This is a genomic window from Kitasatospora griseola (assembly GCF_044999035.1).
GTDB classification, from domain to species: domain Bacteria; phylum Actinomycetota; class Actinomycetes; order Streptomycetales; family Streptomycetaceae; genus Kitasatospora; species Kitasatospora griseola.
This window is the reverse complement of sequence record NZ_CP173360.1, coordinates 7,295,640-7,310,251: the sequence shown is the minus strand read 5'-3', so window position 1 is coordinate 7,310,251 and position 14,612 is coordinate 7,295,640. Positions and strand designations below refer to the sequence as shown.

17 protein-coding genes and 1 pseudogene are annotated in these 14,612 nt (G+C 74.8%); 7 read left to right on the top strand and 11 right to left on the bottom strand.

The genetic code is table 11. From position 1 onward, the window contains the following. The first annotated feature begins 15 nt into the window (after positions 1–15). Entirely contained in the window at positions 16–738 is a 723-nt protein-coding gene (locus tag ACI1MP_RS32945) for a hypothetical protein (RefSeq protein WP_404870252.1), read from the top strand. Here the strand turns inward: ACI1MP_RS32945 and ACI1MP_RS32940 are convergent. The 4 genes from ACI1MP_RS32940 to ACI1MP_RS32925 form a co-directional block, all read right to left on the bottom strand. Further along, positions 728–1,375, bottom strand: coding sequence for a response regulator transcription factor (locus tag ACI1MP_RS32940; protein WP_189271693.1), 648 nt, complete (start codon positions 1,373–1,375; stop codon positions 728–730). The two genes, ACI1MP_RS32945 and ACI1MP_RS32940, sit on opposite strands and share 11 nt — an antisense overlap. Continuing rightward, positions 1,372–2,655, bottom strand: coding sequence for a sensor histidine kinase (locus ACI1MP_RS32935; RefSeq protein WP_404870251.1), 1,284 nt, complete (start codon positions 2,653–2,655; stop codon positions 1,372–1,374). The genes ACI1MP_RS32940 and ACI1MP_RS32935 overlap by 4 nt, the downstream gene beginning before the upstream one ends. After that, entirely contained in the window at positions 2,652–3,644 is a 993-nt protein-coding gene (locus ACI1MP_RS32930; RefSeq protein WP_404870250.1) for a hypothetical protein, read from the bottom strand. The genes ACI1MP_RS32935 and ACI1MP_RS32930 overlap by 4 nt, the downstream gene beginning before the upstream one ends. A gap of 426 nt (positions 3,645–4,070) precedes the next feature. Then, positions 4,071–4,571, bottom strand: a complete 501-nt coding sequence (locus ACI1MP_RS32925) for a mechanosensitive ion channel domain-containing protein (protein WP_404870249.1) — start codon at positions 4,569–4,571, stop codon at positions 4,071–4,073. Positions 4,572–4,925: 354 nt separating this feature from the next. On the opposite strand from ACI1MP_RS32925, the gene ACI1MP_RS32920 reads away from it, so the two are divergent. Next, entirely contained in the window at positions 4,926–5,936 is a 1,011-nt protein-coding gene (locus ACI1MP_RS32920) for a YihY/virulence factor BrkB family protein (RefSeq protein WP_380337055.1), read from the top strand. 47 nt (positions 5,937–5,983) lie between these two features. Next, entirely contained in the window at positions 5,984–6,340 is a 357-nt protein-coding gene (locus ACI1MP_RS32915; protein ID WP_380337052.1) for an immunity 51 family protein, read from the top strand. 111 nt (positions 6,341–6,451) lie between these two features. Here ACI1MP_RS32915 and ACI1MP_RS32910 read toward each other — a convergent pair. The 3 genes and pseudogenes from ACI1MP_RS32910 to ACI1MP_RS32900 form a co-directional block, all read right to left on the bottom strand. Continuing rightward, positions 6,452–6,859 (bottom strand): annotated as a pseudogene (locus tag ACI1MP_RS32910) (transglycosylase family protein); the annotation flags it as partial. 499 nt (positions 6,860–7,358) lie between these two features. Further along, positions 7,359–8,126, bottom strand: a complete 768-nt coding sequence (gene map, locus ACI1MP_RS32905) for a type I methionyl aminopeptidase (RefSeq protein ID WP_404870248.1) — start codon at positions 8,124–8,126, stop codon at positions 7,359–7,361. Positions 8,127–8,225: 99 nt separating this feature from the next. Next, positions 8,226–8,810, bottom strand: coding sequence for a TetR/AcrR family transcriptional regulator (locus tag ACI1MP_RS32900; RefSeq protein ID WP_404870247.1), 585 nt, complete (start codon positions 8,808–8,810; stop codon positions 8,226–8,228). 224 nt (positions 8,811–9,034) lie between these two features. On the opposite strand from ACI1MP_RS32900, the gene ACI1MP_RS32895 reads away from it, so the two are divergent. Beyond that, positions 9,035–9,490 carry a DUF1348 family protein gene (locus ACI1MP_RS32895; RefSeq protein WP_404870246.1) on the top strand — a complete coding sequence of 152 codons (456 nt, stop codon included), beginning with the start codon at positions 9,035–9,037 and terminating at the stop codon, positions 9,488–9,490. A 59-nt stretch (positions 9,491–9,549) separates the two neighbouring features. Next, on the top strand, positions 9,550–9,822 hold the full coding sequence (locus ACI1MP_RS32890; RefSeq protein ID WP_043907991.1) for a helix-turn-helix transcriptional regulator: 273 nt from the start codon (positions 9,550–9,552) through the stop codon (positions 9,820–9,822). A 9-nt stretch (positions 9,823–9,831) separates the two neighbouring features. Here ACI1MP_RS32890 and ACI1MP_RS32885 read toward each other — a convergent pair whose 3' ends face one another. Continuing rightward, positions 9,832–10,482: a class I SAM-dependent methyltransferase gene (locus ACI1MP_RS32885; protein WP_404870245.1), complete on the bottom strand. Its 651-nt coding sequence runs from the start codon at positions 10,480–10,482 to the stop codon at positions 9,832–9,834. A gap of 136 nt (positions 10,483–10,618) precedes the next feature. Here ACI1MP_RS32885 and ACI1MP_RS32880 point away from each other — a divergent pair, with 136 nt between their 5' ends. Further along, the gene (locus ACI1MP_RS32880) at positions 10,619–11,716 is read left to right on the top strand and encodes a serine hydrolase domain-containing protein (protein WP_404870244.1); all 1,098 of its coding nucleotides are present in this window, start codon (positions 10,619–10,621) and stop codon (positions 11,714–11,716) included. Then, a complete protein-coding gene (locus ACI1MP_RS32875) occupies positions 11,713–12,390 on the top strand; it encodes a MerR family transcriptional regulator (RefSeq protein WP_404870243.1) in 678 nt (225 codons plus the stop codon). The genes ACI1MP_RS32880 and ACI1MP_RS32875 overlap by 4 nt, the downstream gene beginning before the upstream one ends. Positions 12,391–12,500: 110 nt before the next feature. Here the strand turns inward: ACI1MP_RS32875 and ACI1MP_RS32870 are convergent, their stop codons facing one another. The 3 genes from ACI1MP_RS32870 to ACI1MP_RS32860 all read right to left on the bottom strand — a co-directional run bounded on the left by ACI1MP_RS32870 (position 12,501) and on the right by ACI1MP_RS32860 (position 14,490). Continuing rightward, a complete protein-coding gene (locus ACI1MP_RS32870) occupies positions 12,501–13,427 on the bottom strand; it encodes an aminoglycoside phosphotransferase family protein (protein ID WP_404870242.1) in 927 nt (308 codons plus the stop codon). A 110-nt stretch (positions 13,428–13,537) separates the two neighbouring features. After that, a complete protein-coding gene (locus ACI1MP_RS32865) occupies positions 13,538–14,140 on the bottom strand; it encodes a LysE family transporter (RefSeq protein WP_404870241.1) in 603 nt (200 codons plus the stop codon). Next, on the bottom strand, positions 14,137–14,490 hold the full coding sequence (locus tag ACI1MP_RS32860; RefSeq protein WP_404870240.1) for a hypothetical protein: 354 nt from the start codon (positions 14,488–14,490) through the stop codon (positions 14,137–14,139). Before ACI1MP_RS32860 ends, ACI1MP_RS32865 begins: the two co-directional genes overlap by 4 nt. Positions 14,491–14,612 lie beyond the last annotated feature (122 nt).

Genomic DNA, 14,612 nt, shown 5'->3' with positions numbered 1-14,612 from the left:
GTCGGCCGGTCGCCGATGGCCGTCGAGCTGCTGCCGCACGTTCCGCGCGAGCGCGTGCCCGCCGTCGAGCCCGTCGTCCGTACGCCGCTCGGGCCGCTGACCTTCGCCGCCGCGCTCGACGGACGTCCGCTGCCCGGCGTCCCCGACACGCTGTGGCGGCTGCCGTCCGGCGCCCGGATCGCCCGCTGGGCGGGGCCCGACGCCGACCTGGAGCTGCTGCTCACCGCGTACCTGCCGGAGCCGACCGGCTTCTCCCGGGTCGTCGCGGAGGCCTGGGCAGCGGTCTGGCACCTGCGCGCCCACCGCACGGTGCGCCGTCCGGCGCCGGCCGTGCGGCTCGCCGATCCGCCGCCGGGCACCGAGAGCGGCTACGGCGGCGGCCAGTACCTCGCCGCCCTGGAGATCACCGGCGCCGGTCACGACCTCGTCCTGGCGGGCGAGGACGCGGAGGCGATCTGCCGCCGCGCGGCCGACGGGACGGGCGTCCCGGCCCGCTGGGCCGGGGAGTCGGCGGCGGTCGAGGAGCACCGCCACGGGTGGGGCGAGGAGTACCGGTGGGACCGGCACGCCCTGCGCTGGACCCTGCCGGACCTGTTGCCGGGCGAGCACCTGCTGCTGCCCGTCGCCACCGCCTGGCTGCCGGCCGGCCCGGACGACGACGCGTCCGCGCTGTGGGCGGCCGACCTGCGGTTGGAGGTGATCCTGGCCGCCGCCGAGGGTCCGGGGCTCAGGGGGTGACGAAACCGGAGCGGTAGGCGATGACCACGGCGTGGGTGCGGTTGCGGGCGGCGAGTTTGGTGAGGATGTTCGCGACGTGGGTCTTGACGGTCTCCGCGCCGAGGAACAGGGTCCTGGCGATCTCCGCGTTGCCCAGGCCGGCGGCCATCAGGCGCAGCACCTCCTGTTCGCGGTCGGAGAGCGGATGGGGGAACGGGGTGGTCTCGCGGCGGTGTCGGAGCGCCAGGTCGCGCACCGAGTCCGGGAACATCAGGGTGTCGCCGAACGCGGCCAGCCGGACGGCCTGCACGATCGCCTCCGGGCGGGAGCGTTTGAGCAGGAAGCCCGCGGCCCCGGCGAGCAGCGCGTCGTGGACGCTGTCGTCGTTCTCGAAGGTGGTGATCACGACGACGCGCGGGGCGGGGACGACGGTGTCGAGGATCCGCCGGGCGGCCTGGATGCCGTCGAGGGCGGGCATCCGTACGTCGGTCAGCACCACGTCGGGTGTCAGGTCGCGGGCCAGGGCGACGGCCCGGGCACCGCTCTCGGCCTCGCCGACCACCTCGATGTCCGGTTCGGCGGAGAGGATCACCGCCAGACCGGAGCGCACCAGGGGTTCGTCGTCGGCGATCAGGACCCGGATCGGTGTGGTGCTCAAGGTTCCCTCCCGGGGCGGTCGTTGGCCCGGCCGAGGGTGAGGGGTAGCCGGACGGCCACCCGCCACAGCCCGTCGACTGGTCCGAACTCGGCGTGGCCGCCGAGCAGTTGGGCGCGTTCGGTGATGCCTCGGGTGCCGCGGCCACCGCGGTGGCCGGTGCGGCGCGAGGCCGGCAGCGGGTTGCCGATCTGCAGGCGCAGCTCGCCCGCAGCGGCGTCGATCGTCACGTCGACGGGTGAACCGGCCGCGTGCCGAAGGGCGTTGGTGAGGGCTTCCTGGACGATCCGGTAGGCCTCGCGGGAGACCACGGCGGGCATCGCGTCGAGGTCGCCGACGGTGAGGGCGACGGGTGAACCGGCGGCGCGGGCGGAGTCGGCCAGGCGGTGCACGTCGCGCAGGTCCGGTTGGGGGGTGCGGCCGGGGCTCTCCTCGCGGAGCAGCCCGAGGACGTGGTCGAGTTCGTCGGCGGCCGAGCGGGCGGCCTCCTCGATCGCGGCGAGGGCGCTGCGGGCGAACGCCGGGTCCCGGTCGAGGACCCGGCCCGCGGCGGCGGCCTGCAGCGTCACCACGCCGAGCGCGTGGCCGACCGAGTCGTGCAACTCCCGTGCCAGCCGGTTGCGTTCGGCGAGTCGGGCGCCGAGGCGTTCGGCTTCGGCGAGCCGCTCGGCGGCGGACGGCCCGAGCAGTGCGGGCGCCGAGCGTTCCAGGGCCCGGCCGGCCGCCCACGCGGCGGTCGGCAGCAGCAGCGCGAGCAGCACCCCGGCGACCGGTCCGAGCCCGGCGGGCACCGCGTTCAGCCAGCCCGGCGGATCGTCCAGGAACGGACGCACCGTCAGCAGCACGACGACGGCGGGCGGAACGGCCATGGTCGCCCCGGAGACGGGCGCGCCGAGGCCGAGGTGCAGCACGGCCCAGGCGACGGTCCGTCCGCGCGAGGCCTCGGCGTCCTGCGGCCGCTCCCCCAGCGTCCCGGCCGGCAGCAGCGTCCGGACGATCACGAACTCCAGCTGCCGGACGAACGGGAGGACCGCCGCGGCCGCCGCGACCAGGGGCAGCGCCGCCAGGTACGCCCCGAACTGGATCAGCAGCGTCCCGCCGAGCGAGGTGGCTCGGAACAGCGGCGCGAGGGCGACGTTCATCACGAACCAGAACGGCGTCATCATCGCGCCGCCCAGGATCAGCAGCGCCCAGCGCCGCAGGGCCGCTCGGCCGCACAGGGCGAGGCCCGCCCGGCCGCACAGGGCCAGGGCGGTCCGGCGGAACTCCCCCCGTCGAGTCACGCCTGGATCATCCCACTGCGGTCGGCCGCGTTCTCCGACGCCCCCGCCGCCTCCGTGACCAGCAGGGCCAGCACGGTGGCGAGCACCGCGCCCACCAGTGTCTGCAGGCCGCCGACCAGGGCCAGGCCGCGCATGTCCTGGCCCTCGTTGAGCGGGGTGTGGAGGGTGGAGGTCAGCAGCCAGAACAACCCCCAGCCGAACGCCGTGCCGGTGCCGACCCAGGCCGTGATCAGCGTCCGCAGGGCCGGCCGGCCGTCCGGCCGTCGGGTCAGTGCCACCATGGCGACCAGCCCGGCCAGGACGAGGAGCGCGAAGCCGCTGTCGATGACCAGGGATTCCGCCGCGGTGCGGGTGTCCTCGGGGCGCAGGGCGTGGCTGCCGAACGCCCAGGACAGTTGGACGGCCACCGGGATCAGTCCGAACGCGGCGACCCCGGCCACGATCAGCCGCCGCGTCCCGGCGGCCGGCCCGGCGGGCAGGTCGCGCAGCCGCAGCGCGAACACGCCGGCCCAGCGCTCGCGGGCGTGCATCACGAACCCGGCGACCAGGCCGATCGCCTGGAGGCCGAAGCCGCCGTAGACCACGGCGTACACCCAGCCCTCGATGAGGTCCTGGCTCGGGTCCCCGGAGGACGAGAAGCCGCCGGTGAACGCCCCGACCACGGCCGCGACCGGCACCACCAGGGCGATCGGCGCGAGCAGCCCGGTGGCCACCCACATCGGCAGGACCAGCAGCCAGCCGGGGACCCGCCGGCCCCACGGCCGGGCCAGCGCGAGCGCCAGCACGGCGGCGATCGCGTCCATGCCGAGCGTCGCCAGGTTGGCGCCGATCATGGTGCCGCTGCGCATGCCGTCGCCGTGCACGCCGATCCCGCTGCCCGTGACCCAGGCGATCTTCAGCGCGAGGTAGGGCAGCGTGGCGGCGATCGTGCCGACGCAGACCGCCGTCCGCAGACGGCCCGGGCTTCCGAAGTTCTGCATTGTCGTCATGCCACGACCTTCGCAACCGACAGCGCGGCCCCGATTCCCCCGGACAGGGGACGCCCCTCCCCCGTTCGGGGGAACGGCCCCGTTCGGGGGAAAGTCCGCGTCGCGGCGGGTGACGCCGTGGAGACCGCGATCCGGGGCAGCGCGTGCGGGTGCTGCTCGCGCAGGAACGCCACCGGGTGTTCGCGCAGGTCGCGGCGGAGAGCGAACGCGTCGTCGGCGTAGGCGGCCGTCGCCGGCGCGGACCACCAGCCCTCGACCGTCCCGGCGCGGGTGCTCGGCGAGGTGGGCGTCGGACTCGGCGCGCAGCAGGTCGACGGGCGTGCGGTGGTCCAGGTGCAGCAGGGCGGTGCCGGTGATCCGGGAGGAGCGGCGCGACCGGTTCTCGAACGGGCGGCCGGCGAAGTACGACGTCGGCATGACGATCCGTCACTGGCCCCAGGTGGCGGTCACCACGGCGGGCAGGGTGATCTCCTCGACGGTGCCCCGCTCGCCGCCGACCATCACCGCGTCGCCGATCCGGGTCAGGTCGCCGACGGCCGTCCGGAGGCCGGCGAACAGGTTCGACCGGACGCTCTGCGCGGCGATGCCGGCCACCACGCCGACCGGTCCGGCGGAGGCGAGCAGGCTGGTGCCGACCACCCGCACCGCGGGGAACGTCATCAGCATCACGGCGAGTGCGAGCAACGCGATCCCGGCCTGCGGGATCCGGCCGAGCAGGTCGGCCCGGGTGCGGGCCCGCCCGGCCCGGACGGCGTCGCACCGGCGCACCGCGAGCCGCACCGCGCCGTCCAGCACCAGCACCAGCACGGCGGCCCGGGCGGTCAGCCACCCGCAGGAGCCGATCGCGGCGAGCACCAGCAGGTGGCCGATCCCCTCCGGCGCCCGCACCCGGCGCCGGGCGGCGGGCAGCAGCGCACACGCCGTCACCGCGAGGACCGGCAGCCGGCAGCCGACAGCCGCGCAGCAGTCGCAGGGCGGTGGCGGACCGGGCGGCCGGCCGGCCGACGCGTCGTCACCTCGGCGACCCGGTCGCAGGCGTGGAGCACCGGCGCCACCGTCGCGCCCGCCATCGCGAGCCGTACCGCACTCCGCCGCACGCCGTCCGCCTCCTCACCGTCCGCACCGCGGCCCGCCCGGGCTCCGACCGGGCGACCGGGGCCGTGCGGCGGCCTTTCCGCCGCGCGGGGTTCACACCCCCGGGTGACGGTCCGCGCCGGTGGGCGGTGGGTGCGGCACGGTCGGGCATACGCGGGGTGCCGATCAGCGAGGAGGGACGGGCCCGTGAATCCGATCGAACGCGCGCTGCGCGCAGTCGACCGCACGCAGCAGCGGCACCGGGTGCCGGCCGCAGTGTTCGGCGTGATCAAGAAGTACGGCGACGACCGGGGCGGGCTGCTGGCCGCGCTGATCACCTACTACGGCTTCGTGTCGCTGATCCCGCTGCTGCTCCTGCTCTCCACCGTGCTGGGGTTCGTGCTGCACGGTCATCCGGAGGCGCAGGAGGCCGTGGTCGACTCCGCGCTGGCCGACTTCCCGATCATCGGCGACCAGTTGCGGGAGAACGTGCACTCCGTGCAGGGCAGCGGACTGGCGCTGGTGATCGGCATCCTCGGCCTGCTCTACGGTGCGCTGGGCATCGCGCAGGTGCTGCAGCATTCGATGGCCGAGGTGTGGAACGTGCCCGGCGTGCGGCGGCCCGGCTACTGGCCGCGGCTGGCGCGCAGCCTGGCGCTGTTCGGCGCGCTCGGCCTCGGCCTGGTGGTGACCGCGGCGGCCGCGGCGCTGGTCGGCACCACGGCGGGCGGCACCCTGGCCCGGGTCGGCGGGCTGCTGCTGTCGGCGGTGCTGAACACCGCCGTGTTCGTGGCCTGTCTGCGGATCCTCACCCCGAAGGAGGTGCGGACCCGCCGCCTGCTGCCGGGCAGCCTGGTGGCGGGCCCGCTGTTCACCGTCCTGCAGGCGTTCGGCGCGGCCCTGGTGGCGCATCAACTGCGGCACGCCAGCGCCGTGTACGGCTTCTTCGCGACGGTGATCGGCCTGCTGTCGTGGCTCTACCTGGCGTCCCAGATCACCGTGTACGCGGCCGAGACCAACGTGGTGCTGGCTCGCCGGCTGTGGCCGCGCTCGCTGCTCCAACCGCCGCTGACCGGCCCGGACCAGGAGGTGCTGGCCCTGCTGGCCCGCCAGGAGGAACGCCGGCCCGAACAGCGCGTGGAGGTCGAGTTCGAGGTACCCGAGGACGAGGACGGTGGGCCCGAGGACGAGGACGACGGACCGGAGAAGGGGCGCTGACCGTCGGGCCCGGCGAAGTGTCGGTGGCCGCCGGTACCGTCCGGATCATGACTGATCGTGAGACGTACGCCCCGCTGAGGTTCTTCGAGTACGACCACCGGCCCGGCTCGTACTGTCTGATGCTGACGGACGATCGGATGGTCGAGGTGGACGAGGTGTTCGAGGCCGCCGGTCAGGACAACGGCGGCTACGGCTGGGAGGCGGTGGCCCGCTCCGCGGTGCGTTCGCGCGCCCCGCAGCTGGAGGGCCGGTTCCGGTACGACCCGGAGGCCGGCATGTTCGTCGCGTACGGCGAGGACGCGGAGGCCCTGCGCGAGCTCGGCGCGCTGCTGTCCGCGGCGTTCCGCGACCGGCCGACGCTGCGCGAGCTGATCGACGCCGCCGAGCCCGACTGGTTCGACTGATCCGCGTGCCCGGGCGGACGCGGAAACACCGACGGCCGCTCCCTCCGGGAAGGAGGGAGCGGCCGTCGGCGGGTGCGGGTGGTCCCGCGGGGTCAGCGCGTCACCGGGTCAGCGGGTCAGGCCGGCCTTGACGGAGCACACCGGCCAGGCGCCGGGGCCCTGGGAGGCGAGCACCTTCTCGGCGACCTCGATCTGCTGCGCCTTGGTGGCCTGGTTGGCCTGCGGCGCGTAGGCGGTGCCACCGTATGCGGCCCAGGTGGAGGAGGTGAACTGCAGGCCGCCGTAGAAGCCGTTGCCGGTGTTGATGGACCAGTTGCCGGTCGACTCGCACTGCGCGACCTTGTCCCAGGTGGACACGTCGGCGGCGTGGGCCGAGGTCGCCGTAAGGAGACCGGCCACCGGCAGGACGGCCACGGCGGAGCCCGCCACGATGGCGGCGCGGACGCGGCTGCGGGTGCGGCTCCCCTTCTTGGCGGTGGTGGCGGTCGTGGCGGCGGCGGTCTCGTTACGGAAGATCATGCGATTCCTTTCGGCTGCCCCGGGCAGGCAAGGCGGAACCAGGGCCCTGGCGGGCCGGCTGTTTCACGCTTGTGGATCGGACGGGGCCGTCGCTTGCCGACCTGCTCTCCGTCGCGGTCACCCTGCCCGTTCGGTCCGGCTCGGTGGCCGTTCCGGGGCGTTGGTGTCGGGTGATCCCGGGTAGTGCGCCCTGCACTGGTTACGAAGTTACGGGCGTTTCGGCCGATGTCCAAGCATTCGAAGGTCTGCGCAGGTCAGAGCCGCGTTACCGGCGGTACATCGGGGTTCCGGGGCGCACTGCCCCGCGATTTCTCGGGCCCGGCCCGCCCGTCCTGTGACCGGCCTCACCGGCTTTGGACCCCATCCGCCGGGGAACCGCACACGCCGCGCGACCCGGCGGTGGCCGACCGTCGACCGACCCGCCTCCGGGCTATGGGCCGGGCCACAACGGTCACGCTCCGCCCACTTCCAAGTGACCCGGCGTGGCCGAATTGCCGCCTCAGGACAGTGCGGTGAGCACTCGCGGCCCGTCCTCGGTGATCGCCACGGTGTGCTCGGAGTGCGCCCCGCGCGAGCCGTCCGCCGAGCGCAGCGTCCAGCCGTCCCGGTCGGTCCGCAGCTCCGCCGTGCCGGCGCACCACCACGGCTCCAGCGCCAGGGTCAGCCCGGGGCGCAGTTCCAGGCCGCGCCCGGAGCGGCCGACGTTGGCGACGTGCGGGTCCTCGTGCATGGTGCGACCCAGGCCGTGGCCGCCGAAGTCGGTGTTGATCCGGTAGCCGGCCCCGTGGCCGACCTCGGCGATGGCCGCCGAGAGGTCGCCGATCCGGTTGCCGGGCACGGCCGCGGCGATCGCCGCGTCCAGCGCGGCCCGGGTGGAGTCGATCAGCCGGACGTCCTGCTCGGCTGCCGTGCCCGCGACGACCGTGACGGCGGAGTCGGCGACCCAGCCGTCGATGGACACCGCGAAGTCCAGGCTGATCACGTCCCCGTCGCGCAGCACATAGGGGTGCGGCTGCCCGTGCAGCACCGCGTCGTTCACCGACAGGCAGATCACGTTGCGGAAGGGCCCGCGGCCGAACGACGGCGCGTAGTCCCAGTAGCAGGAGACCGCCCCGCGGTTCTCGACCAGTTTCCGGGCCCGGTGCTCCAGGTCCATCACCTGGCGGCCGGGCTCGACCAGGCCCGACAGCTCGGCCAGCGTCTCGGCCACGAACCGGCCGGTGACGGCCATCTTCTCGATCGCCTGCGGGGTCTTGTACTCGATCACGACACAGCTCCTGAACAGCGGCGGCGCGCCGCCCACTCGATGACGCTGCCGGTATTTGAATACCGGCGGGACGGGGACACCCTAGCAGCAGGGCGGTATTTAAATACCGCTCCGGGGCCCGCCACCCGCCAACATCGCCTCGACGGCGGCACGCGCCTGCCGGGCCGGGTCGGGACTGCCGGAGATCGCGGCGGTCACGATGGCACCCTCGGCAAGCAGCTGGACGGGCGCCGGCTCGGCGAGGCCGGCGGCGCCGGACCAGTCGGCCAGGTGCCGGTGGAAGGCCTCCTTGTGGGAGCGGACCTCGGCGAGCACGGCCGGCGAGGCGGGGCCCAGTTCGCCGAAGGCGTTGATCCAGGCGCAGCCCCGGAAGCCCGGTTCGGCGCACCACCCGGCCAGCCAGTCGAACGCGGCCAGCAGTCGGGCCCGCGGGTCGGCGTGCGCCTCGGCGGCCGCGACCAGCCGCCCGCGCCAGCGCCCGTCCCGCCGGCGCAGCACGGCCACCACCAGGTCGTCCTTGGTGGGGTGCAGGCGGTAGATGCGCTTGAGCGGCAGTCCGGAGGCGGCCCGCACCTCGTCCATGCCGACGGCCCGGATGCCCTTCTCGTAGAACAGCGCCTCGGCGGCGTCGAGCAGTTTCCCGTGGTCCTGGCGGGCCTGTTCCTCGGTGAGCGGGGCGGGCATCGGCGCACTCCTGCGGCGGATCGACGGTGACGGATCGGCGGTGACGGATCGGCGGTGACGGATCGGCGGTGACGGATCGGCGGTGGCGGATCGGCGGTGACGGATCGGCGGTGGCGGATCGGCGGTGACGGATTGACGTGGAGAACGGCCGTTCCCTACTCTAGCGCCCACTGCCGGTCGAGAACGCACGTTCTCCACCTCTCCCACCCTTCGAGGAGCCCGCCATGACCGAGGACCGCCCGCCCCGCCCGCCGTTCACCCGCGACACCGCCCTCGCGAAGGTCCGGGCCGCCGAGGACGCCTGGAACAGCCGCGACCCGCAGCGCGTCGCCCTCGCCTACACACCCGACTCGGTGTGGCGCAACCGCGACGCCTTCCTCACCGGCCGCGCCGAGATCGTCGCCTTCCTCACCGCCAAGTGGGCCCGCGAGCACGAGTACGCGCTGCGCAAGAACCTGTGGGCGTTCGACGGCGACCGGATCGCCGTCCGCTTCCAGTACGAGTGGCACGACGACGAGGGCCAGTGGTGGCGCAGCCACGGCAACGAGCTGTGGGAGTTCGACCCGCACGGGCTGATGCGGCGGCGCGAGGCGAGCATCGACGACGTCCGGATGGACGCCGCCGACCGCCGCATCCTCGGCCCCCGGCAGGACGACGAACCGGAGCTGCCGGTGCGCTGAGACCGGCTGCCTCCCCGGGCGATGCGACGCGGGGCCGCCGCGTTCAGTAGCGTGGCGGCATGGTGCGAGTCCCCCTCACCCCCGAGCAGATCGAGGCCGGCCGGCGTCTGGGCGCGTTGTTCCGCGAAACCAGGGCCGGCCGCGACCCGGTCGCCGTCGCGCAGAGCGCCGGCATCTCCCCCGAGACCCTCCGCAAGATCGAGATGGGTCGGCTCCCCAGCCCCGGTTTCGGCACCGTGGTCGGCCTGTGCGCCGCGCTCGACGTGCCGCTGGACGACGCCGCGCAGGTCTGGCTGGGCGTGGTCGCCGACGACCGGCGCGCCGCCGGCTGACCGGGGGCGTCAGACGGTCGCCACCACGGCGTACCGCTCGTCCGTCACCGGACCGCCCCACAGTGCGGCGTCCGCCGACAGCGGCTCCGCCCGCAGCTCGCGCACCAACGGCCTGACCGCACGGGCCAGTTGATCGGCGCTCGCGCCGCCGGCCCAGGGCAGTTCGCCCGCGCCCGGGGTGTACGGCTCGGTGACCGCCTCGCGCCAGCGGCCCTCGATCAGCACCAGCCGGCCGCCGGGGCGCAGCAGGGTCGTCCAGTGGCGCAGCGCCGCGTCCGGGTCGGGCAGCGTCCACAGCAGGTGGCGGCAGAGCAGCGCGTCGAACCGTTCGGCGCCCACCGGCGGCCGCGACGCGTCGCCGGCCAGGAACCGGCCGGGCAGTCCCGCACCGGCCAGCTTCGCCCGGGCCCGTTCGACCATGCCGGCCGCCAGGTCGACCCCCGTCACCCGGTGCCCGGCCTCCGCCAGCAGCCGCGACAGCGAACCGGTGCCGCAGCCCGCGTCGAGCACGTCCAGCGGCCCGTCGGGCACCCACGCGCGCAGTCTCCGCTCCCAGGCCTGCCGGGTGACCTCGGCGGCCAGCCCGTGGTCGGGCTCCTGGTCGAAGGCGGGGGCGGCGTCGTTCCAGTACTCGGCGATGGCGTGCAGACGGGTGTCCATCGGAGCACTGTCCCACCGGCCGCCGACAACCGGGTGTGGGCCGGGTCACGGTTGAGGTTGACCTCGGGGCAGGGTGGAGGCTCCTCGTATCGGCGCCGCGCCGATCCGGCAACACGATGCGAAGGAGCCGAACAAGATGTCCACCACTGTGTCCGACCGGGGGCCGGAGCGCCCTGAACTCCTGCAGGTCATCGGGGAGTTGGTCGAGTCCGGTTTCGTCGGGGTCCGGCTCCGGGTGAACGACGAACGGGGCGAATGGGTCGGCGGCGGCGGTGCGCGCGCCTTGGACCGCAGCGCCGGGCCGACGGTCGACGGGCACTTCCGCATCGGCAGCACCACCAAGAACCTGGTCGCGGCCGTGGTGCTCCTGCTGGTCGCCGAGGGCAGGCTCGGCCTGGATGACCCGGCCGGCGACCACCTGCCCGGGTTCGGCCTCGACGGGCGGATCACGGTGCGGATGCTGTTGCAGCACACCAGCGGGATCTTCAACCACACCGGCGAGCTCTACGAGGACGGAACGATCGTCCTGGGCGTCCCCTGGCAGGGCAAGGAGTGGGTGGAGGGCCGCTTCCGAACCTACCTGCCCGAGGACCTGGTGCGGCTGTCGCTGTCCCGGCCGCCGCGGTTCGCGCCGGGCGCGGGCTGGAGCTACGCCAACACCAACTACGTGCTGGCCCGACTGGTGATCGAGCGGGTCGCCGGCCGCCCGTTCGCGGCGGAGCTGCAGCGGCTGGTGCTGGGTCCGCTGGGGCTGACCGGCACCGTCGCGCCGGGCGTCTCGCCCGAGGTCCCCCAGCCGCACAACCGCAGCTACTACCGCTACCCGGACGCCGGGCGGGAGCGGATCGTCGACGTCACCCGGCAGAACCCGTCCTGGGTCGGCGCCGGCGGCGATCTGATCTCGACCACGCGCGACCTGCACACCTACTTCTCCGCACTGATGGGCGGCCGGCTGCTGCCCGCCGAGCTGCTGGCCGAGATGCGCGCGCCGGAGGCGACGGCCGGCTACGGCCTGGGGTTGTTCGCCCAGCAGACGGAGGCCGGGACCGTCTACCACCACAACGGCGCCACCATGGGCTCGGCGGCGCTGATGTACGGCACGGCCGACGGCGCCCGGACCCTGACCGCCGGGCTGACCTGGGTGAACGACGCCGACCTCACGATCGCCCCCGCGTTCCTGACCGCCCAACAGCGGCTCGTCGACGCGGTGTTCTGCGGCACACTGGCCCGATGAGCAACGGAGTGACGATCGGTCGGGCGGCGGCCTTCGTCGGTGTCACGGTGAAGACGGTGCGGCACTACCACCGGCTCGGCCTGGTCGCGGAGCCGGAGCGGGACAGCTCCGGCTACCGCCGGTACGGGTCCGCGGAGTTGCTGCAGCTGGTGCAGGTCCGGACGCTGGCCGCCGCGGGCGTGCCGCTCGCCGGGATCGGGGCCGTGCTCGACGCCGAGGCCGCGCAGTTCGGCGCGGCGCTCGCCGATGTCGGGCGGCAACTCACCGAACGCATCGACGAGTTGGTCGCCCGCCGCGACACCCTGCAGCGGCTCGCCGACGGCGACCGGGCACTGCTGCCCGACCGCGCCTGCGCGGTCCTGGACCGGATGCGCGACCTCGGCCTCGACCCCGGCTACGTGGCCGCCCAGCGCGAGGCCCTGGTGCTGGCCCGGGCGCTGGTCCCGGCCGGCTTCGACGGCTTCCTGAGTCAGCTCGAACGGGGGCTGCACGACCGGGAGTTCGTCGAGCTGACCAGGCGCGCCTGGGAGGCCGAGAGCTGGCAGCCGGACGATCCTGGAATCGAGGAACTCGCGACCGCCATGGCCGACCGCTTTACCTCGCCGACCCCGCGCTGCTCGGGGACAACGCCAGCCTGCGGGCCTGGGCGAACGCCCCGGCCCAGTACCGGCTGATCAACAACCACCGCGAGGACCGGGCACCGGTCGCGGCCCGACTGACCGCACTCACCGAGGCCAGGCTCCGCGCGGCGGGCGTCCCCCTGCCGCAGCGCTGAGGCGAGCCCTCACCTCCGGCCCGGCGCCGAGCGGCACAGCAACTCGGCGATCCGGTCGGTGACTTCGACCAGCCAGTCCGGATCGCCGTGCTCCCGCCCCCAGTGCGCGGCGCGCACCGCGCGGGCCTGCGCCCACCGGCGGACCCGCTCGTGGTCGAGTTCGGCGGCCTCCGCCCAGATCGCCAGCCGGCGCAGCACCGCACGGTGCAGGTCGTCCGCGGCGAGCAGTTCCTCGAACCGGCTGCGGATCAAGGCGATGGCGTCGAACGCGGGGTCGCCGGCCTGGCCCTTGGGGTCGACTGCCAGCCAGGGTTCGCGCTCGGCCCGCAGGATGTTGGCGAAGTGCAGGTCGCCGTGGACGAGGGTGCCGGGCTGGTCGGGCCCGAGTTCGCAAACGGTGGCGATCGCGGCGTCCACCACCCGGCGCGGCAGCGGCCGGGGCAGCCTGTCGGCGTCGTCGCGAAGCCGCTCCGCCCACTGCCCGGCCCGGTCGCTCAGCCTCGGCAGGCCCGGCGGCGCGGCCACCGCGAGCCTCCGGGCGAGGCGACCGGCAACGGCGACGGCCTCGTCCACGCCCACCTCCGGACGATCGGCGAGCGTGCGCCGGTCGGCCCGCTCCAGCAGCATGGCGAACCGCGGGTCGTCGCGCCGGTGCAGCCGCACCGCCCCGCGACCGCCCCAGACGTCGAGGGCGTCCGGCTCGTGCACATTGCCGGGGTGCGGGAAGGAGACCTTCAGCACGGCCGACGTGCCGTCAATCACCGTCACCGGAACCACGATTCCGACCTGCCCGTGCCCCACCTCCCCGTCCGGCCGACACTCCCACCGCTCCCCCAGCTCCCCGACCAACCCGGGCAGCCCGGCCAGCCACTCCCGCCCGGCCTCGCCCTCCCGCGCCACGACGTTCCGCGCGAACTCCTCCGGTATCCCGATCACGCCTGCACCCTACGGGCTGCCCGCCGCCGACCGCTGTCACGAGGGCCGAGCAGCTTGAAGCTGCTGGAGAGCGCGACTCACCAGTCACCACACCGGCAGCCACTGCCCGTTCAGCCGCGGAGAGCCATCCGTAGCGCGAGCACCGCGACCAGGCCGTAGCCCGCCGCGTAGGTGGAACGGCGCAGCCGGGGGCCGAGCTTCGCGCCGGCGAACGCGCCCGCGGCGGCGAGGAGGTGCTGCCAGGCGAGCGAGGCGAGGAAGACACCGGTGACGAAGGCGGTCGCGCCTGCGCCGGTGTCCGAGCCGCGGGCGGCGATCAGGGCGGTGAAGTAGACCACGGTGGTCGGGTTGACGAGGGTGAGCAGCGTGAAGCGGGCGAAGGCGCGGGCAGCGCTCCCGGGTGACGGGGCGTCCGTGGGCTCGACGGTGCGGCGCAGGCCCAGCAGACCGTGGACGGCGATCGCGCCGAGCAGCAGCGCGGAGACGACCCGCACCGCGCTCTCGTGGCCGGCCAGCAGGTGGGCGACCCGGGAGCCGGCCAGCACGGCGACCGCGGCGTACCCGCCGTCGACCGCCGCGACCGCCGTCGCTCCGCCGGCGGCGGGGGCCCAGCCGCGGCGGCCCTCCTGCAGCAGCAGCACGCCGACCGCCCCGAGCGGCACCGCCACCCCGAGTCCGGCCACCACGCCTTCGACCGCCGCGCCTGTCGTCATTCCTCCACGATGGCGTCCCGACCCGACCGCCTGCACCTCGTTTTCGCGTCTCCGGTGTCCGACCGGTCGGAACACTCGCCGCGCCGGTGCGCGGCCCGCACCGCCAGCACCGAGCGGTACGACAGCAGGGCGAGCACCGACTCCGCCGAGAGCACGGACGCGGCGCTGCGCCAGGAGCCCACCGACAGCGCCGAGCACGCGGAGCCGACGCTGCCGAGCGACAGCGCCGACCCCACCGAACCGATCGACAGCACGGAGTACGCCGATCCGATCGACAGGAACGATCCCACCGACCCGATCGAGAACCCTGCCTCCAGCGCCCTGCGCCAGCCGTCCCGACAGTCCGTCACCGTGCCTCCTCCAGGCCACCCGCGACATCCGACAGTCCGTCAGTCATACCTGATGACGGGCCGGCGACCGAGGATCCGCCGCCGTCGCCGCCCGACCTGCCCGCCTGGACGGGTCACCGGCC